The 18,714-nt window shown below is 39.0% G+C and carries 18 protein-coding genes; 12 read left to right on the top strand and 6 right to left on the bottom strand.

The features are described from left to right. Positions 1-77 precede the first annotated feature (77 nt). The 10 genes from LW137_RS01640 (at position 78) to LW137_RS01595 (ending at position 12,464) form a co-directional block, all read left to right on the top strand. On the top strand, positions 78-983 hold the full coding sequence (locus tag LW137_RS01640) for an Abi family protein (protein ID WP_233032682.1): 906 nt from the start codon (positions 78-80) through the stop codon (positions 981-983). Between the two features lie 70 nt (positions 984-1,053). Then, positions 1,054-2,274: a restriction endonuclease subunit S gene (locus LW137_RS01635; RefSeq protein ID WP_233032681.1), complete on the top strand. Its 1,221-nt coding sequence runs from the start codon at positions 1,054-1,056 to the stop codon at positions 2,272-2,274. Continuing rightward, positions 2,265-4,094, top strand: coding sequence for an AAA family ATPase (locus tag LW137_RS01630; RefSeq protein ID WP_233032680.1), 1,830 nt, complete (start codon positions 2,265-2,267; stop codon positions 4,092-4,094). Before LW137_RS01635 ends, LW137_RS01630 begins: the two co-directional genes overlap by 10 nt. Continuing rightward, positions 4,091-7,117, top strand: coding sequence for a type I restriction endonuclease subunit R (locus tag LW137_RS01625; RefSeq protein ID WP_233032679.1), 3,027 nt, complete (start codon positions 4,091-4,093; stop codon positions 7,115-7,117). The genes LW137_RS01630 and LW137_RS01625 overlap by 4 nt, the downstream gene beginning before the upstream one ends. After that, positions 7,107-7,766: a M48 family metallopeptidase gene (locus tag LW137_RS01620; RefSeq protein ID WP_233032678.1), complete on the top strand. Its 660-nt coding sequence runs from the start codon at positions 7,107-7,109 to the stop codon at positions 7,764-7,766. The genes LW137_RS01625 and LW137_RS01620 overlap by 11 nt, the downstream gene beginning before the upstream one ends. A 44-nt stretch (positions 7,767-7,810) precedes the next feature. Continuing rightward, positions 7,811-8,779: a YeeE/YedE family protein gene (locus tag LW137_RS01615; RefSeq protein ID WP_233032677.1), complete on the top strand. Its 969-nt coding sequence runs from the start codon at positions 7,811-7,813 to the stop codon at positions 8,777-8,779. Beyond that, a complete protein-coding gene (locus LW137_RS01610) occupies positions 8,776-10,152 on the top strand; it encodes a rhodanese-like domain-containing protein (protein WP_233032676.1) in 1,377 nt (458 codons plus the stop codon). Before LW137_RS01615 ends, LW137_RS01610 begins: the two co-directional genes overlap by 4 nt. Beyond that, positions 10,140-10,688, top strand: coding sequence for a uracil-DNA glycosylase family protein (locus tag LW137_RS01605; RefSeq protein ID WP_233032675.1), 549 nt, complete (start codon positions 10,140-10,142; stop codon positions 10,686-10,688). The genes LW137_RS01610 and LW137_RS01605 overlap by 13 nt, the downstream gene beginning before the upstream one ends. A 26-nt stretch (positions 10,689-10,714) precedes the next feature. After that, the gene (locus LW137_RS01600) at positions 10,715-12,193 is read left to right on the top strand and encodes a DUF2779 domain-containing protein (RefSeq protein ID WP_233032674.1); all 1,479 of its coding nucleotides are present in this window, start codon (positions 10,715-10,717) and stop codon (positions 12,191-12,193) included. Beyond that, positions 12,186-12,464, top strand: a complete 279-nt coding sequence (locus LW137_RS01595; protein WP_233032673.1) for a hypothetical protein — start codon at positions 12,186-12,188, stop codon at positions 12,462-12,464. Before LW137_RS01600 ends, LW137_RS01595 begins: the two co-directional genes overlap by 8 nt. Here LW137_RS01595 and LW137_RS01590 read toward each other — a convergent pair. The 4 genes from LW137_RS01590 to recR form a co-directional block, all read right to left on the bottom strand. Then, positions 12,461-12,904, bottom strand: a complete 444-nt coding sequence (locus LW137_RS01590; RefSeq protein WP_233032672.1) for a YqaA family protein — start codon at positions 12,902-12,904, stop codon at positions 12,461-12,463. The two genes, LW137_RS01595 and LW137_RS01590, sit on opposite strands and share 4 nt — an antisense overlap. Before the next feature lie 2 nt (positions 12,905-12,906). Further along, the gene (locus LW137_RS01585) at positions 12,907-13,929 is read right to left on the bottom strand and encodes an alanine racemase (protein WP_233032671.1); all 1,023 of its coding nucleotides are present in this window, start codon (positions 13,927-13,929) and stop codon (positions 12,907-12,909) included. A gap of 59 nt (positions 13,930-13,988) precedes the next feature. Further along, positions 13,989-14,279: a c-type cytochrome gene (locus LW137_RS01580; protein WP_233032670.1), complete on the bottom strand. Its 291-nt coding sequence runs from the start codon at positions 14,277-14,279 to the stop codon at positions 13,989-13,991. A 64-nt stretch (positions 14,280-14,343) separates the two neighbouring features. Then, positions 14,344-14,919 (bottom strand): recombination mediator RecR, encoded by a 576-nt coding sequence (gene recR / locus LW137_RS01575; protein WP_233032669.1) that lies wholly within the window; start codon positions 14,917-14,919, stop codon positions 14,344-14,346. A 123-nt stretch (positions 14,920-15,042) separates the two neighbouring features. On the opposite strand from recR, the gene dnaJ reads away from it, so the two are divergent. Together dnaJ and LW137_RS01565 are read left to right on the top strand one after the other, a co-directional pair. Beyond that, positions 15,043-16,158 carry a molecular chaperone DnaJ gene (dnaJ, locus tag LW137_RS01570; RefSeq protein WP_233032668.1) on the top strand — a complete coding sequence of 372 codons (1,116 nt, stop codon included), beginning with the start codon at positions 15,043-15,045 and terminating at the stop codon, positions 16,156-16,158. Between the two features lie 112 nt (positions 16,159-16,270). Further along, the gene (locus LW137_RS01565; protein WP_233032667.1) at positions 16,271-16,720 is read left to right on the top strand and encodes a tetratricopeptide repeat protein; all 450 of its coding nucleotides are present in this window, start codon (positions 16,271-16,273) and stop codon (positions 16,718-16,720) included. On the opposite strand, the gene dxr is transcribed toward LW137_RS01565, so the two are convergent. Both dxr and LW137_RS01555 read right to left on the bottom strand, forming a co-directional pair. Continuing rightward, a complete protein-coding gene (gene dxr, locus LW137_RS01560) occupies positions 16,710-17,810 on the bottom strand; it encodes a 1-deoxy-D-xylulose-5-phosphate reductoisomerase (RefSeq protein WP_233032764.1) in 1,101 nt (366 codons plus the stop codon). The genes LW137_RS01565 and dxr overlap by 11 nt on opposite strands. An 8-nt stretch (positions 17,811-17,818) precedes the next feature. Next, positions 17,819-18,649, bottom strand: a complete 831-nt coding sequence (locus tag LW137_RS01555) for a phosphatidate cytidylyltransferase (protein WP_233032666.1) — start codon at positions 18,647-18,649, stop codon at positions 17,819-17,821. Between the last annotated feature and the right edge of the window lie 65 nt (positions 18,650-18,714).

Below are 18,714 nucleotides of genomic sequence, written 5' to 3'. Positions count from 1 at the left end.
AAATATTTAGGTTTGTTGAGATACTATTTCACCAACAGACCTCTCGGGTGCTTGGCACTGACTGAGGGGTGCTTCTTATGAACTACAAGGACTTTAAAGACTATCCCGAACTGATACAAATCCTCAAAGATAGAGGACTAATCATTGCAGATGAGAATCAAGCAATCAAATTCCTAAAAAAAGTTCATTACTATCGCCTGAGTGCTTATTTTGTTCCATTTCAGCATCCAAAGCATTCTCATCAGAAAGATATTTTCAAAGAAAAAATAACATTTGAAGACATTCAAAATTTATATTGTTTTGATTGTGAACTAAAGCAGTTGATCTTTTCTTGTTTGGAAGATCTTGAAATGATTTTGAGGGCTCAAATTTCTCACATTCATGCACAAAAATATAGTCCCTTTGGGTATATCGAGAATTCTCATTCGCTCAAAAGAGAACTAAGGATCAAAAATGTTTTTCTTTTTTATGAATTTATCTCTCAGACTCAGAAAGAAAAACAGCGTGCAAGCGAGGATTTTGTCAGACATATCAAGGACAAATACAAAATCGATGATCTTCCATTGTGGGCTTTGGTGGAGATTCTTTCTTTTGGTGCTTTATCAAAGTTTTTTAAATTGATGCAACTTAATGAGCAACTCAAGCTTTTGGAGTTTTTTGGAGTGCAAAGCATAAGAGTGGGAGTGTTTGAAAATTGGCTTGAAGTTCTTGCTTATGTGAGAAATATTTGTGCCCATCATGGGAGATTGTGGAATAAAAATTTGGTGAAAAAATTTAAGCTTGATTCAAATTATGATTTTTTAGATCAATCTGTGCCGACTGATAAAGTTTTCTTCGCCCTCAATGTCCTAGCTGAGATTCTCAAAGACTCCTCGATCAAAGCAGGATTTCAAGCCCTATTAGCCAAATATCCCACAATCCCTACAAAATCTATGGGGATTCCCCAATCTTGGGAATCCCTAAGCCCTTGGAGTAACCTATGAGTAGCAATCAGATTCAAAACATCAAAGAGGTATGTGCATTTTTTATGCAAACCACTCAACTATTTCCAAAATGGAAAGGGTTGCCCAAAGCATTGGAGTGGTTGTTTGCAAAATGGAGAAGACCACTGACAAAGGAGAGCAAATGACGCTTCCAAAAGGCTATAAACGCACAGAGATTGGAATCTTGCCTAGTGATTGGGAGGTAGTGAGATTGGGGGAGGTGTGCGAGATAAAAAAAAGGAAATTTGATCCTAAAAAAAATGAAACAATCCCTTGTGTTGAACTAGAACATATTTCTCAAGATACGGGAATGCTTTTGGGTTTTGTTGATTCTGGTGAGCAATTAAGTATCAAAAATTCTTTTTCTAAGGGTGATGTTTTGTATGGAAAACTAAGACCCTATTTAAGAAAATTTTGGAGAGCGTCTTTTAATGGAGTTTGTTCTTCGGAAATTTGGGTGCTTGAGGGAAAAAAAGTTTCCAATGCTTTTTTGTTTTTTCTAGTGCAGACAGCTAGATTCTCTCAAATTGCTAATGCAACTTGTGGGACAAAAATGCCTAGAGCAGATTGGAAATTGATGCAGGATCAGAATTTTGCCATTCCACCCCTTGCAGAGCAAGAAAAGATTGCTAGAGTATTAAGCACTTGGGACACTCAAATCCAAAATTTAGAATCTCTTATTGCAGAAAAACAAACCCTCAAAAAAGGGCTTTGCCAAATCCTACTTTCAGCCAAAACACGCCTTGCAGGCTTTGATGAACCTTGGCGGGTAGTGAGATTGGGGGATGTGGCAGAGATTTATCAACCACAAACGATTAAACAAACAGATTTTTCTACTGAGGGATATTTGGTTTATGGAGCGAATGGGATTATTGGTAAATACCATTTATTCAATCACGAAAAAGAACAAATCGCAATCGCTTGTCGTGGAAATACTTGCGGTTCGGTGCATTTGACAAAACCATATTCGTGGATTACAGGTAATGCGATGGTGATTAATCTTGATGATTCTAAGAGACTGAATAAGGTATATGCATATCAAAGGCTTTCTATGGATAACTTTGACTATCTTATTACAGGGTCTGGACAACCTCAAATTACAAGTGATATTAAAAATCATAAGATACCTATCCCCTCCATTGCAGAGCAAGAAAAGATTGCAGAGATTCTAAGCGAAGCAGACAATGAAATCACACTTTTGGAACAAAAACTAGAATCTCTCAAATCCCAAAAAAAAGGACTAATGCAAAAATTACTTAATGGAAAGGTTAGGACAACACAATGTATTTAAAGTTTATTGGAATCAAAAATATTGGAGCGATTGAAGAGCTAAAAATAGAGCCTAGTTTCACAGATGAGGGAAATCCCAAACCTATTGTAATCGTAGGAGAAAATGGAACAGGGAAAACAATCTTACTCTCAAGTATTATGGATAGTTTTTATGAGATTGGAAGTCATATTTTTGACAATATTGCAAAAAGAGAAAATGTAGGGAAACATTTATATAAGATAAAGGGTGTTTCTAATCTTCGAACAGGAACATCTGGGGGTTTTGCACTAATCCAATACCATAGTTTTTTGCTTCAAGATAAACTCGAATATATAGATATTATCAATACTGCCAAAGAAGAAATTTTGGAGATGAAGAATGATTTTAGTGTTTTTCCACTATCCGATTCTAAGGAAACTGGATATCGTACATCATTAACGGATAATTATGAATACCCTTTGTTGACTCCAGAAAAAAGAAAACAACTTCAGAAGGAATGGTATCAACAGGCTCATTATTATCAACCTGCCTATCGCTATGAAGAACCATTTTGGAAAAATCCTGCATTCTTTGAGCGTTTTGAAGATTTTAAAAAATCTAATGACGATCATTATTATAAAGATATAGAAGAGCTTACATCTTTAGATAAAAATCGATCTTTTATTATGGATGTTGTTTTGGATCACGAACTTACGCAAAATAAACAAGGAAATAGGGATGAGGCAATATGGAATGGAATCAATTCGATTCTGAGAGAGATCAAAGGGGATTCTGAAGTGCGTTTTGGAATAGGGAGTCGAACATCTGGTGTAAGAGTAGGAATCGCACGAGAAAATTCAGAGGGCAAAAGCGAATCTTATCTTCCTAATATTAGTTATCTTTCTTTGGGTGAGAGTATTTTGCTTAATTTTTTTATCAATATTTTAAGGCATACAGACCAATCAAATGAGCACCCTACAGATGCAAGAGGAATTGTCGTTATAGATGAGGTGGATACACATTTGCATAGCAATCTTCAAAGTAAGGTTTTGCCAAGTTTGATTAAAATTTTCCCAAAGATTCAGTTTATTCTTACCACTCATTCTCCTCTTTTTGTTTTGGGAATGAAAAAAGAATTTGGAGATGAGGGATTCGATTTAATTGAAATGCCAACAGGTGTAAAAATCACAGCAGAAAGATTTAGAGAATTTGAGAAAGCTTATAGCGTCTTGACGAAAACCAAAAAGTTTGAAGATGATCTAAAAGAAAAAATAAAAATCATGTCAAAGCCCAAAGTATTTGTAGAAGGGAAAACTGATGTGCAATACATAAAAAGAGCTCTTAAGCTTTACGGTAAAGAATCTTTGCTCCAAGATTTAGATATTGAGCAAATAGGGCATGAGGACAAAAACGGCGCAAAGAATTCAAATGATCAAGCACTGAAGGGTGCAAAGATGTTTTTGGAATCTAATCCTGAATTTTTGTCTCAAAAAGTTTTAATTCTCCATGATCCTGAAACTGAAAAAGTTAATTGTGGGAGTTTTGGGAAAGATGGAAAACTGTATGTTTCGCAGATGAAATTCCATAAGGAAAATCCTGTAGAAAAAGGAATTGAAAATCTTTTCCCGTTAAAATTGATAGAGAAATGTTATAAAGATCAGGATAGGAACACGGAGCGTTTTTTGTCACGCACGATAAGAGATGATGAGGCTCCAAAATGGAAGATAAAAGATAAACAGAAGATGTGTAATCAGGTTTGTAAAATAGGCACAAAAGAAGATTTTAAAAATTTTAAAGTGATTGTTGAGATTTTGGAAGAGTTTTTGCAAGACACAGATTCTAAAAACGGAGAATTCAAATGATCCCCTCAACCTCCGAATACTCCACTATCCAAAAACCCCTAGTAGATTTTCTTAAGAAAATGGGCTATACCTACATCTCTCCCCAAGAGATACAAGAGAGGAGAGCAAGCACAAGCGAAGTCATCCTCAAAGACATCCTAGGCACTCATCTAAGCAAAGCCACCTTTACTCACAAAGCTCAGAGCTATGCGTTTTCTCCTGAGGGGATAGCTAGAGCGATGAGAGAGTTAGAATCCCCCTCAAGCGAGGGCTTGCTTAAAAGCAATGAAAAGATGACTGCTAAGCTCCTCTATGGCGTAGAAGTTCCCCAATCCCTTCAAGATGGCAGTAGCAAAAACTTCACTCTCCCGCTCATTGACTTTGCCAACCCTTATGCCAATGATTTCAGCTTCACAGAAGAGTTTGAAGTCCTAAGGGTGCAAGAGGGAGAGAAAGAGAAGCATAGACGCCCTGATATCGTGGTGTTTGTCAATGGCATTCCTCTAGTAGTGATTGAGCTCAAAAAGTCAGGTGTGAAGATAGAAGAGGGGATTTCTCAAATGATTCGCAACCAAAAGGAGGGCGAGATCCCCTATTTCTTCCGTTTCATTCAGCTCACGATCGCAGGGAACAATCAAGATGCCAAATACGGCACAGTGGGCACACAAAAGAAGCATTATGCTAGATGGGTAGAAGAGGATGAGGACTATCTCCCTCCATTTTTTGGAGAGAGCGATCCTCACGCGATACAAAAGCTAGTCTATTCGCTTTTGAGCAAAGAGCGATTGCTAGAGATGATAAGCTCTTTTATCGTGTTTGAAAAATCCACCAAAAAAGTCGCACGCCATCAACAATACTTTGCGATCAAAAACACTCTAAAAAGAGTACAAAGCCACAGCGAGGGAGAAAGAGCAGGGGGGCTGATATGGCACACGCAAGGCAGTGGCAAGTCCCTCACGATGAGTCTTTTAGCCACAGAGCTCAAGCGACATATCCCAAGAGCCAAAATCATCATCGTCACCGATAGAAAAGACTTGGATATGCAGATTCACAAAGTCTTTGGCAATGTAGGCATACGCGTTTCACAGGCTAGAAGTTCAGCTCATCTAGGAGAGCTTCTAAGCTCTGGGGTGAGCGTGATCACTACTTTGGTGCATAAGTTTGAATCTCTAAGAGGGAAGATTATAAAGAGTGATAGAGATATTTTTGTGCTTGTAGATGAGGCTCACCGCACCCAAAGCGGAGAGCTTCATCGATGTATGAAAGAGGTTTTTCCAAGTGGTTGTTATATCGGATTTACAGGCACACCTTTGCTTTCTAGAGAAAAGGGATCATTGCAGAAGTTTGGAGGGTTTATCCACAAATACACTATAGAGCAAGCACTCAAAGATGAAGCAGTTTTGCCACTATATTATGAGGGACGGATTGTAGAGCAGTTTGTCAATAATGAAGAGGGGCTAAATAAGAGGTTTGAAATCCTCTCAAGAGACCTAAGCGATGAGCAAAAAGCCGATCTCAAAGCCAAATTCACCCAATTCCGTCAAATCGCTCCAAACCTTGAGCGGTTGGAGTGGGTAGCGTGGGATATTTTCAATCATTACAAGAATGTTCGCCCCTTCAAAGCTATGCTTGCGACAAGCTCCAAATATGAGGCTATCAAATATCATCAAATCTTTGAAAGCAAAGATTGGCTAAGAAGTGCTTTTGTCATCTCTGCTCCTGATATGCGAGAGGGATATGAAGATGTTGATGAGGGCAATCAAGATGAAGTAAGAAAAGCTTGGGAAGGGTTGATGAAGAAATACTCAAGCGAAGAGGCTTATATGCAATACATTCAAGATGAGTTTGTCAATGGTGATGAGATAGAGCTTCTTATCGTTGTAGATAAGCTTCTTACAGGGTTTGATGCGCCAAATGTGGCGTGCTTGTATATAGACAAACCCCTCAAAGAGCATAATCTCCTTCAAGCGATCGCACGAGCCAATCGCCTCTTTGAGGGCAAGGATTATGGATTGATCGTGGATTATCGAGGATTGCTTGAAGATTTGAGTGAGGCACTCAATAGCTATGAGGTTTTGGCAGGATATGAGGAGGGAGATATCGCTCAAGCAGTCATAAGTCTTCAAAAGCAGTCTTTGGAAGTCAAAGAGAAGTATCAAGCATTGAGAGAGTTTTTTTCTGGGCTTGGAGATGATATAGAGGAGTATGAGGTATTTTTAGAGGATAGGAGCAAGAGGGAGGAGTTTTATTCGCTTCTTTTGGAGTTTTCCAAGAGCCTAAAGCTCCTCTTCTCTGGAGAGGGGTATCAAAAAGACTTGACTCCTAAAGAGATTGATTCTTTCAAAAAAGCTTTGAAATTTTATGTAGAGCTCAAACGCAATGTTCAGATTCGCTATCACGAAAAGGTCGATTTCAAATCCTATGAAAAACAAATGCAAGAGTTGATCGATCGCTATATTGGAGCCAATGAAGCTGAGGTTTTGGTAGAGCTTGTAGGGGTCTTTGATGAGAGATTTTTGAAAGATGAGGGGCAGATAGGCACAGATAATGCAAGGGCAGATAGGATACTGAGTGCTACAAGCCAAGTCATCACCCAAGAAAGAGAGAAAAACCCCTTTTTCTATGATGAGCTAAGCAAGAGAATCCAAAAAGTGCTTGAGGACTATAGGCAGGGCAGAATCGATGAGGCACAAAAGCTCATTGATGCTAAGCAAATCTATGAAGAACTCAAAGGATATAGTAGAAATGATGAGCAAAGCTATCCAAAAGCCTTGGTGAAGCTAGCCCAAAAGGCTTTTTATGATAATCTCAAATCAAAATTTGAAGATGAAGAAAAGCTAGTTGAGTTTATTCTTGAGCTTGATTTGGTGTTTGTCCAAAAATCTCAAAAACCTGATTGGGAGCACAATATAGAGGTGATTAAACAAATTGAACAAAAAATTGATGATCTATTGTATGAATATCATATTTCTATCCCATCTCAAGAGATTGAGGAATTTATCATTTATGTGCGAGAAATAGGGCAAAAGAACTATGCAAGCTAAGATCATCTATAAAGACATCAAGCACTTTATCCTCAAAGTCAAACCTTCCCTTGAAGTAACTTTGAGCGTGCCAAGGTGTGCGAGCACTCAAGAGATCGATCATATTTTGCAAAAACGCAAGAAATGGATTGAAAATGCACTGCAGAGATTCCAAGCACTTCAGCCCAAAGCCCCTCAAGAGTTTGTTAGTGGAGAAGATTTTGAATATCTAGGCAAACGCTATCGTCTCAAGGTGATTCCAAGCACGCAAGAAGAGGTAAGGATCAATGGCGGATTTGTCGAGCTTTTGACAAAAAAAGAGCATGATTTTTTGCACAAACAGAGGCTGATCAAGCGATGGTATCAAGACAGGGCCAAAGAGTGCTTTGGTGCATTGCTAGATTTTTATGCGACTCTTTTGGGGTTTGAAGTGAAGACTTTGAGAATCAGGACGATGACGACAAGATGGGGGAGTTGCAATCCTAAAAGAGCCTCAATCAATCTCAATCTTGAGCTTATCAAAAAGGACAAAAGAGGGATTGAGTATGTTGTCTTGCACGAATTAGCACATCTGAAATACCCCTATCACAATCAAGATTTTTATCGTTTTGTATCTTTGTATATGCCTGATTGGAAAGAGAGAAAAAGGCAATTTCTTGAAAGGATTTAGATTGATGAGCTTGTGTTAAGATTTGCAAAAACTAAAGGAAAAGAGTGATTATCAGTGGTTTGTTGGTGGGGATGATTTTTGGGGCGTTGGTGCAATGGGGGCAGTTTTGTTTTGTTTCGGGATTTCGTGATGCGGTTTGGAAAAGGAATCCAAGTTTTCTTTTTGCACTCTTTTTGGCTATCACGATTCAGTCTTTGGGGATTTTTACTCTTCAATCTTTGGAGATATTGAAAATCCCCTCAACCCCACTTCCTTTGCTTGCTACGCTTTTGGGGGGATTGGTTTTTGGTGTGGGGATGGGTGTTGCAGGATTGTGTGTCAATGGAGGCTGGTTTCGATTTGGTGAGGGTGCGATTGCTGGCTTGGTGATGCTTTTTGCCTTTGTGGTGACTCTGAGTTGTGCTCAAAGTGGGCTTTTGAAACCCTATCTTTCTTCACTGCTTGAAGATCCTCTGCCTGTAGATAATCTTTATCTCACTCTTCATCTCTCACCTTGGTGGTTTGTAGGGGGTATGGTGTGTTTGAGTTTTGTGCTTTTTCTTGCTTCTTGGAAATATAAGGCTAGCGATCAGAGATTATGGATTAGTGCATTTTTCCTTGGGATTTTGGGGATTGTTGCGTGGGTGTTGAGTTCAGCGAGTGGGCGTGATTATGGTTTTGGGGTTTCTGTGCCAAGCGTGCATGCGTTTTTGTATCTTCTAACAGGTCAGCAACGCTATGTGAATTGGGGGAGTTGCTTTGTGGTGGGGATTGTGATAGGAGCTTTTTGTATGGCAAAGTTCAGGGGTGAGTTTAGATGGAAAGTGCTAGATGGGAGAGCATTGCTTAGAGCACTTGGAGGGGGAGTTTTGATGGGTGTTGGAGCATATTGGGCTGGGGGTTGCACGGCGACAAATGCTCTTGTAGCGACGGCATATTTTTCTTCTCAAGGTTGGATTGCGATGTTTGCGATGATAGTCGGATGTGCATTGGCATCAAGATTTTTTAAGAATCAAACTTGTGAGCTAAGATGATCAAAAAGATTTGTTTTGTCCTATTTGTGGGCATTTGGTTTGTAGGGTGCTTAGAAACTAATCAGATTCAAAGACTAGATACTCAAGAGTTTCTTGAAGCCTTAAATCATCCTCAAACTCTGCTTATTGATACGCGTGAGGATAGTTTTTATAATGGATTTAAAGAAAAGGGAGCAAAGCGTGGAGGTCATATCAAGGGAGCGATTCAATTTAGTGCCTCTTGGCTAGATTATCTAGATATCCGATACCTAGAAAGTTTTGCCACCCAAAAAGGAATCGCAAAAGATAAGAAATTGATTTTTTATGATAGTGATTTGGATCATTTGGAGCGTGTGAGCGCAGAGTTTGCATCTAGGGGGTATCAAGTAGCCATCTATCCTCATTGGATGGAATATGTCAATGCAACTTATCCTTTGGAATCATTTCCTTATTATGTTTATAGTGTTTCGCCTTGGTGGGTCAATGAGGTGCTTAAGGGGAAGAATCCTGAGGGGTATAGTGGGGGAGAGGCAATGATTTTTGAAGTATCTTGGGGAGAGCTCAAAGAAGCCAAAGACTATCGCCAGCATATTGCAGGGGCTTATCATTTCAATACAGATTGGATTGAGAGTGCTCCGCTTTGGAATCTCCTTGATCTTCAAGTCATAAGAAAAAATCTTCTCAAACAGGGCATTACAAGCACGAAAAATATTATTCTTTATTCCAATAACCAACTTGCTGCTTATCGTGTATTTTTTGCCCTCAAATGGGCAGGTGTTAAAAATGTCTATGTGATGAATGGCAATCTTGAGACTTGGATGGATGCGGGATTTGGAGTGGAGGCAATACCTCGCTATCCAAAGGCTGAGAATGATTTTGGAGATCAAAGTCTTGAGAGGGAGGAATTTGTCTTGTGGATGCCCCAAGATGTCATCAAAGCGCAAAAAGAGGGTTTGAAGCTTGTGAGTACGCGTGCGTGGGATGAGTATATTGGGAAAGTGAGTGGCTATAGTTATATTCCGCGTGCAGGAGAGCCTGTAGGGGCAATTTGGGGATTTGGAGGAAGTGATTCGACAAATATGGCAGATTATTATGATCCTGATGGGACACTTCGAAATCCGCTTGAGATCTTTGCTTTGTGGCAATCCCAAGGAATTGGTCCAGATGATGAAGTGGCGTTTTATTGTGGGACTGGATGGAGGGCAGGAGTGGCGTGGTTTTTGACGCAAATGGCAGGATGGAAGCATGCAAAGGTTTATGATGGTGGGTGGAATGCGTGGCAGATGGATCATTCTCTGCCTGTGCAGATTGGAGCACCTAAGGGGGCTCAAAAGCCTAGTTCTAAAAATGATTATGGGAAGGTTTTCAAAAAGGGGGCTTCGTGCAAGGAGTAGAAAAAGGAGTATTGCAATGCTTCAAGCATCCTTTTGCGATGATCAAAGAGCATTATTTGAATCGGGCTTGTGCATATCGATTTTTGCTTTTGGGGAGTTTTCCCTCTCAAGCTTCTAGAAAAAATGGATTTTTCTATGGCAATCCAAAAAATGCATTTTGGAGGTTGCTGGGAGAGGTTTTTGATCAAGATCTATCGCTTTTGCAGACTGTAGAAGAAAAGATTGGTTGGCTTGATAGTCAAAAAATTGCGCTTTATGATTTGGTTGAGAGCTATGAGGGAGATGGGTGGTATTCAACTGATCAAGCTTTGTTTAAGCAAGGGAAAAATCATCAATACTCACAAAAATTCATCCAATCTTTGCTGGAGAAAAATCCTCAAATAAAAATCTGTGCGACTTCTAGAAAGGTTCAAGATTTGCTTTGGCGTTATTTTGGATTGAAGGCAGAGTATTTGCCTAGTCCAAGCCCTATCAATCAAACATTTGCCGGTCAAAAAAGATTGCAAGAGTGGAAAAAGATTCTAAAAAATAGTTGATCTCAATCTCAATAAAAGGAAAAATTTTGCTTTCTAAATCACTGTGTATAAGAGGGATTAATTGCCCCAAATCTTTGTGGCTCAAGAAATATCACCCCGAGGTATTGCAAGAGTGTGATCAGCAAGCAATGCAAGTTTTTCAAACAGGTGATGAGGTAGGAAAGCTTGCTCGCTCTCTTATCCCAAATGGGCGTGAGATTGCGGCTGAGGGAGAAGATTTTCAAACAAAGATTCTGCAAACTCAAGAGTGGATCAATCAAGGTGAGGAAGTGATCTATGAGGCTACCTTTGCCTATAAAGATGTGCTTGTGATGGTGGATATCTTACGCATTCAAGATGGGAAGCTCTATCTTTATGAGGTGAAAAGCTCTTCGCGCATCAAAGATGTGTATCTAGATGATATTGCAATCCAGTGCTATGTTTTAAGAGGACTTGGGTATGAGCTAGATGAGGCATATATTATTTATCTTGATACTTCTTATGTATATCAAGAGAGTTTGGATATTTCTAGGCTTTTTAAAATCACAAATGTGATGCCAACGATCAAAACAAGACTAGATCACATTGGAGAATTGATCAAGAAGTTTAAGCTTATGCTTTCTTTTCCCCAAGAGCCAAAGATTGAGATTGGAGAGCAGTGTTTCTCTCCATATGTATGTGATGGGTATGAATATTGTTGGAAAACCCAAAGACAGATTCCAGACTATAGTGTATTTGATATTGCATATTTGAAAATGTCTGAGAAATTTAGACTTTATCATCAAGGGATTGTGAAAATTGAGGAGATCAAAGATCTTAGTCCTTTTAGCTGGAAGCAAAAGATTCAAATTGAGTGCGAAAGGACACAAAAGCCACAAATTGATCTTTGTGCTATTAGAGAGTTTTTAAATAGCTTGCGCTATCCAATTTTTCATCTTGATTTTGAAACATTTCAGCAAGCTATTCCTCAATGGGAGGGAATCTCTCCATATGAACAGATTCCCTTTCAGTATTCTTTGCATATTGATTATGGAGATGGGCGATTTGAGCATTTGGAATTTTTGGCACAAGAAGGCAAAGATCCACGCTATGAATTGGCTCAAAACTTATGTGAGATGATTCCAAGTGGTGCGATGGTGATGGCATATAATAAATCTTTTGAGATGCAAGTGATTGAGAAACTTGCACGGAGATTTGGGGATTTGAGTGAAAGGCTTTGGGGGATTTATTTTAATATGGTGGATTTGATGAAACCTTTTGCACAAAAGGCTTATTATGATCCCAAAATGTTGGGAAGCCATAGTATCAAAAAGGTTCTTCCTGCTCTAGTGCCAGAGATGCAGGAGGCTTATCATCAGCTTGATTTGATTCATCACGGAGGGGAGGCAATGGAAATCTTCCCTAAGTTGCATTTAATGGATTGCAAAACAAAAGAGCGGTATCGTCTAGCACTTTTGGAATACTGCAAATTGGATACTTTGGCGATGGTGAAGATATTGGAAAAACTAAGGCAGATTAGTGATTGAAGCATCTAGATTCTTGCCCTATGTTTTGTGCCAATTAGAGAGGATAAAAGTAGGGCAGGGGATTGTGATTTGGCCTTTAAAGAAGGATCGAGAAGTGAGGGTTTATAAATTATCCAATCAGATTTTTACCGTGGAAGAAGATGGGTTTGAGCGCTGTGTTTTTGAGAATCTTGATCAAAAAGAGCTAAAAAAAGTTTTGAAACTGATGCAAAAAAGAGAATTCCCAAGATCTCATCAGCTATGGGTGAAGATCGTGCAAGAAAAGCTTTAAAGAAACCATTTTGAAGCTTCTTGTACTCCAAAGATGATCACTGCATAGCGCAAGGTTTTTCCAAGTGCGATAAGAAAGATTGCTTTATAAATATTGTATTTTGCAAGTCCCAAAGCAAGTGTAAAAATATCTCCCAAAAAAGGCAAAAATGAAAAGAAAGCTAAGATGCTTCCATATTGTGCGCTTTTTTGGCGAAAATATCGCACACGAGCAGAGTTATGCTTGGACATTTTTTGCAATAGCTTTGTGATTCCAAAATATCCAAGTGCATAAGTTGTGATGCTTCCTAATACATTTCCTAGACTTGCGATGAAGAGAATGAGCCACAAATTATATTTGAGTGCCACAAAGGTTGCGACGACAAGTTCTGAAGGGATTGGAAGAATTGTGCTAGAAGCAAAAGTAGAGAGGAAAAGTCCCAAAAGTCCGTATTTTTCCATATCTATACTAACTCTCTAGGGATAAATGGTGAAAGCTTGACAAGAATCTCATAAGGTGTTGTGTCAAACTTTTCAGCCCACGGCCATGCATTTTTGAATACGCAAATTTCTTTTTGATTGCTCAAGCAAGAAAAGCAATCCATAGACATTCTGGGGAGGATTTTTTCTCCATTAGCACAAGTGATTTGTTGATGGTGTTCATTGATGCGGAAGAGCCCATCTCCATATCCCAAATCATAAGTGCTGATTATCTCCTTGCTAGGCATAATCCCAGCTCCACTATACCCCAATCTCTCTCCTGCTTCTAGGATGCGTGATGAAATTTGATGGGCCCAAAGTGAAGCGATTGGCTTGAGATCTTTTGCGATAGGAATTGATGTGCAAAGGTATCCATAGGCAGCTATGCCTACCCTTACTAAATCTTCATCGATTTTGTCCTGTCTAAGTGCTCCTGATGAGCTTAAAAAATGGAATCTTGGCAAAGGAAAACCTAGGGTTTTTGAGAGATGAGTGATGTGCTCTTTGATCTCTTGAGATTTTTGATGTTGCTGTTGCATTTTTTCTCCACCATCATCGCCATAGCCATTATGAGAAAAGACGCCAAAAAGAGATAGGTTGTTTTTTAAAATCAGCTCAATTGCCTCTTGGACTTGATTGGGTTCGAGACCATTGCGATTCATTCCTGTGTTGAATTTGAGCTCAATCTTGCGTTGAGCAGAAAAGGATCGCAGAGATTCTAAGGAATGGATTGTTTGGCAGATATTTAGGGGTGATTGCGGGGAGATATTGCCATATAGGGCTGTGATATGTTCAAAATCATTGTGGATTTGTAAGGCCTCTTGTTCATTTTTGACAAACACATTCTTGATTCCATATTCTTTTGCAAGTTTTGCAATTTCTTTGATTCCATGTCCATAGGCATTGTCTTTGAGAACAAGAGCCAATTTGTCTTTTGAGCCTATATGCGAAGAAATGAGATCAAGATTATGCTTAAAAAATGAAGAATGAATTAAGAGTTTGGCCATCAGATAAAAATCCTTGCAAGATATTTTAAATATGGTGGAAGATCCACCATAGTGTTTGCTTATTTTAAAGTCGCAATGTATTCTGCCAATGTATTAATATCTGCATCGCTGAGATTTTTTGCTTGGCTATACATCATATTTGCTTTTGGGCTTTTAATTGTTTGGTTTTTGTATCCTTGGAGAAACTTGACAACTTCATCTTTTGATAAACCAGCAAGAGGCTGAGGAGCAATACCAACTTTTTTCCCATCTTTTCCATGACAAGCAACACATTTGTTGAAAAGTGCAGGAGCTTGCGCAAACATCATTGAAGAAAGACCAAGAACACAAATAGCAATGATTTTTTTCATTTTGATTCTCCTAAGAAATAATTTTTGTCTTTTGTAAAGACAAACTAAGATTTTATCTTTTTTCTTAAACTTTTATTCTTCCTTTGAATGCACTGCTCAAAGAAAGGTGATCAATGTGCTCCAAACCAATTCCTGTGGGCACACCTTGGGCAATTTTGCTAAATCTGAGATTGAGTGGTTTGAGACGATCTTCGATAAACAAAATTAACGCATCATTAGCAAGAGAGGGAGAGAATCCAAAAATAACCTCTTTGATTTTGTGGTGGGTAACAAGAGAGATCAAATGATCAAAATCAACAGATTCTAAAGATTCTAAGACAAAATACTTTCCATTGAAAAAATCAATATTTTCAATGATTGAGATGTCTCTTGGATGAGCCACGATGCAAAGCTCCCCATTGTTGCGTTCTTCTTCTTGGCAGATTTGACATTCATTTTCTTCACTTAGCCCCCCACACCACTTACATTTACAAATTTTTTGATTGGCATTTTGAATACTCTGTGCGATTTTATTTCCAAGGGCTTTGTTTTCTACACAGATTGCATAAGCCATTTTTTCTGCACTTTTTTTTCCTATCGAGGGGAGCTTTTCTAAGGCTTCTACAAGAGTATAAAAAGATTCTAAATTTCTGATTTTCATGGGAGGAATTCTATCATTTTAAAAACTCTCAAAATACCTTGAAATCTATAGATAAATGAGGAGTTTGAGATAAAATTCCATTTAATCATTCATTATTAAATCAAATAGTTCAAAGGCAATGTTTTGGAAGATTTTAACTACTATGAAATTCTTGAAATATCTCAAACTTGTTCTCAAGAAGAGATTAAAAAAGCATTTAGAAAAAAAGCAATGCAATATCATCCTGATCGCAATCCAGACAACCCAGAAGCAGAAGAAATATTTAAAAAAATCAATGAAGCATATGAGGTGCTAAGTGATGAGCAAAAGCGATCGATTTATGATCGCTATGGCAAAGCTGGACTTCAAGGCGGAGCAGGAGGGGGAGGCTTTGGAGGATTTGGCGATATCTTTGGCGATATCTTTGGAGAGTTCTTTGGGGGAGGATCAGGGAGACAAAAGAAAAAGAGTGATTTGAAATACTCTCTTGATTTTGCATTGGAATTGAATCTTGAATTTAAGGAAGCAATTTTTGGATGCAAGAAAGAGTTTGAAAGCGCTTATAAAATTGCTTGCAAAGATTGTGGAGGCAATGGTGCCAAAAAGAAATCTACCTGCCCTCAGTGTCATGGTCATGGAGAGCTTAGGATTCAGCAAGGATTTATGACTTTTGCCCAAACTTGTCCGCATTGTCAAGGAAGTGGAGAGGTGATTGTCGAAAAATGTTCAACTTGTGGGGGGAAAGGATATGAGAACAAAAAAGAAAAAATCGAAATCAAGATTCCAGAGGGGGTAGATAATGGGAATCAAATGCGTGTGAGTGGCAAGGGAAATGCTGATAAAAATGGGAATCGTGGGGATCTCTATGTGCGTTTGAATGTCAAAGAGGATGATCATTTTGTGCGAGATGGAGAAAATTTGTATGTGGAAGTCCCTGTCTTTTTTACCTCCATCGTGCTTGGAACAAAGGTCACAATCCCTTCTCCTCACAAAGAACTTGAGCTAGTCATCCCAGCAAACTCTAAAGATGGAGCACAATTTATCTTTGAGGGTAATGGTGTGAAGAGCTTGAGGGGGAATTATTATGGAGATCTCATCGCACAAATTAAGATTGTTTATCCTAAAAAACTAACCAAAGAACAAAAAGAGCTATTGGAAAAACTCCATAAAAGTTTTGGAGAACATAGCGAACCACATAAAAGCGTGCTAGAGCAAGCATGCGAAAAAGTCAAAAAATGGTTTGGAGAGCTAGGGAAGTAGGGGCCCTATAAATCAATGTATTCTATTTAAAGGGGTGAGGTGAAAAAAGGTCATTTTGGTTTGCATTCTGGCATTTTTGGCTTTTGGAGGGGAGGATTCTGAGGGGGAGAAGTTGTTTAAAGAGGCGGAAAAGGCTTATGAAAAAAGTGATTTCCAAAAGGTTTTAAAGCTTTCCAAAAAAGCCTGTAAGCTTAATCATGGGGGCGGTTGTGTTATGTTGGGCTGGATGTATGCTTTTGGATGGGTTGTTGAGCAAGATTCTATAAAAGCAGTTCAATTGAGTCAAAAAGCTTGCGATTTGGATTCTGGGACAGGTTGCTATGCCCTAGGAGCTATGTATCATCATGGGCAAGGAGACAGAAAAGATATTTTTAAAGCAGTAGAGCTTTATCAAAAGGCTTGTGATTTAAATCATGCCTTGAGTTGTGTCAATTTAGGTATAGCGTATGCCAATGCCACAGGCGTAAGAAAGGATTTAGATAAGGCTTTGGAGCTATTTGGCAAAGCTTGTGATTTAAAAAGTAAGTTGGGGTGCAAAAATTATGCAAAACTTAAGAAGTGAGCAATAAAATCTCTTGAGTATATTTTCTGACTTCTCTATCAAGTTCTAAAACCTCCATAAGACTTTGGGGTTTGGGTATGTTGGAGAAGTGATCCATACATTTAAATATAGCTTTAGTAATTTTTCCAAATAAATATCTCTCTTCTAAAAATCCCTCCACTGCCACTTCATTGCTGGCATTGAGAATGATTCCAAGATGGGGATTGGCAAGAAGAGTATCTTTGAGCTCCCATAAAGGATAGCGTCTAGGGTCAATCCGCTCTAATTTCAATGAAGCAAAGTCCTCAAATCCCAAGGGTTTGATAAGAGAATCTTGGGAAGCTAGATTGGGGTTGAGTGCATAAGAGATGGCAAGTTTCATATCTGGATGGGCTAAATGCATCCCCATACTTCCATCTTTGTATCCAACAATTCCGTGGATAATGGAGCTACGCTCAATCAAGGCATCAACCTCTTGAATGCCAAAGAGCCAATATGCCTCCAAAATTTCCAAAAGTTTATTGACCATACTTGCTGAATCGATAGTGATCTTTTTGCCCATGTTCCAATTGGGATGTTTGAGAGCATTTTGGGCATTTTGGTTGGGGATAGATTCTATAGGCGTATCGCGGAATGCCCCTCCGCTTGCGGTGATGATGAGTTTTTCAAGAGGGTGATTTTGGAGTAAATGCCAAAGGCTAAAATGCTCGCTATCTACAGGGATGAGCTTGCTTGTATCAATCAGCCATCCTCCACACACTAAACTTTCTTTGTTGGCTAGAGCGACTTTTTTGCCCAAAGCAATAGAGTGAAGTGTAGGCTCAAGTCCAATAAAACCTACAAGAGCATTAAGCACTAAAGAAGAGCTTGAGAGTGAAATTGCTTCTAAGATTCCCTGATTGCCAAAGAGCACCTTGGCTCCATTGGCTTGGAGTTTGTGTGCATCGTTTTGATCGGCTATAACGACAATTTTGGGTTTGAAAGTCGCGATTTGTTGATTGAGTAGAGCAAGGTTTTTGCCAGCAACGAGCGTTTCGACTTGGATGTGAAAGGCTTGAGCGATTTCTAAGGCATTACACCCAATAGAGCCTGTGCTACCTAAGAGAATCAAGACTTCCCCTAAAGTTGTTGCCACATAGGAAGAAAGCCAAGGAGATAATACATCGTGATAGCACCAAAGAGTATCCCATCAAAGCGATCCAAGATACCACCATGTCCAGGTAGTATTTTTCCACTATCTTTCATCCCCACTTCTCTTTTGAGGTAGCTTTCAAATAGATCTCCAAACACACAAGAGATTGAGACAAAAATTGAAATCAAAAGAGAGGGGATAAATCCTCCACTTGGGCCAATTCCTGCAATGCTTCCAATCACAATCCCTAGTGCAACACCAATTCCTGCTCCTTCAAGTGTTTTGTTGGGAGATGTGGGACTAAAAGGAATGCGTCCAAAGGCTTTCCCTCCAAAATATGCACCAGTATCTACAACACTTGCGATGAGAACAAGCCAAATAAGGCAAGAAATCCCAAATCCCCCCATTTTGGCATAGAGGGCATAGAGGGCAAGAAATGGGAGTGTAGGATAAATAAAGGGGAGGATTTTTTTGGGAGAAATGGAGCGTTTGTAAGCCAAGATACTTGCCACAATCAATGCAATAAAAACTCCTGAAAGAATAGGAGAAGAGTTGAAAAAGGCTAAAACCCAAGAAGCAATCGCCCCTCCATAAAGCCAAAGGTTGGGTTTGACTTCAAATAGACTGAGCGCTTCTTTGAAGCCCAAGAGGAAGCACACTCCTAGAGTGCACCAAATGATGAGTGCATGATCGATAAATAAAACAAGTGCCAATAATGCAATCAGGATGCCTGCAGTAATGTAGCGTTTGTTTGGAGATTCTTTGATCTGAGGATTTTGTGTTGTTTGTTCGCTTTGTTTTTCTTCTTTCTCTTCCATAGTTTCTGTCCTTATTTCTTTAATTATTGTTAAGATCAAAGTTCTCGCAAAGAATCGTTATTATA

Origin of the sequence: Helicobacter kayseriensis (assembly GCF_021300655.1) — a bacterium.
In the GTDB taxonomy this organism is placed as follows: domain Bacteria; phylum Campylobacterota; class Campylobacteria; order Campylobacterales; family Helicobacteraceae; genus Helicobacter_G; species Helicobacter_G kayseriensis.
This window is presented reverse-complemented; position numbering and strand designations above follow the sequence as displayed.

What these genes read in the sequence shown, in the direction of transcription:
- LW137_RS01640 (WP_233032682.1), top strand. Translation starts at nt 78, where the DNA reads ATGAACTACAAGGACTTTAAAGACTATCCCGAACTGATACAAATCCTC.
- LW137_RS01635 (WP_233032681.1), top strand. Translation starts at nt 1,054, where the DNA reads ATGGAAAGGGTTGCCCAAAGCATTGGAGTGGTTGTTTGCAAAATGGAG.
- LW137_RS01630 (WP_233032680.1), top strand. Translation starts at nt 2,265, where the DNA reads ATGTATTTAAAGTTTATTGGAATCAAAAATATTGGAGCGATTGAAGAG.
- LW137_RS01625 (WP_233032679.1), top strand. Translation starts at nt 4,091, where the DNA reads ATGATCCCCTCAACCTCCGAATACTCCACTATCCAAAAACCCCTAGTA.
- LW137_RS01620 (WP_233032678.1), top strand. Translation starts at nt 7,107, where the DNA reads ATGCAAGCTAAGATCATCTATAAAGACATCAAGCACTTTATCCTCAAA.
- LW137_RS01610 (WP_233032676.1), top strand. Translation starts at nt 8,776, where the DNA reads ATGATCAAAAAGATTTGTTTTGTCCTATTTGTGGGCATTTGGTTTGTA.
- LW137_RS01590 (WP_233032672.1), bottom strand. Translation starts at nt 12,904, where the DNA reads ATGGAAAAATACGGACTTTTGGGACTTTTCCTCTCTACTTTTGCTTCT.
- LW137_RS01585 (WP_233032671.1), bottom strand. Translation starts at nt 13,929, where the DNA reads ATGGCCAAACTCTTAATTCATTCTTCATTTTTTAAGCATAATCTTGAT.
- LW137_RS01580 (WP_233032670.1), bottom strand. Translation starts at nt 14,279, where the DNA reads ATGAAAAAAATCATTGCTATTTGTGTTCTTGGTCTTTCTTCAATGATG.
- recR (WP_233032669.1), bottom strand. Translation starts at nt 14,919, where the DNA reads ATGAAAATCAGAAATTTAGAATCTTTTTATACTCTTGTAGAAGCCTTA.
- LW137_RS01555 (WP_233032666.1), bottom strand. Translation starts at nt 18,649, where the DNA reads ATGGAAGAGAAAGAAGAAAAACAAAGCGAACAAACAACACAAAATCCT.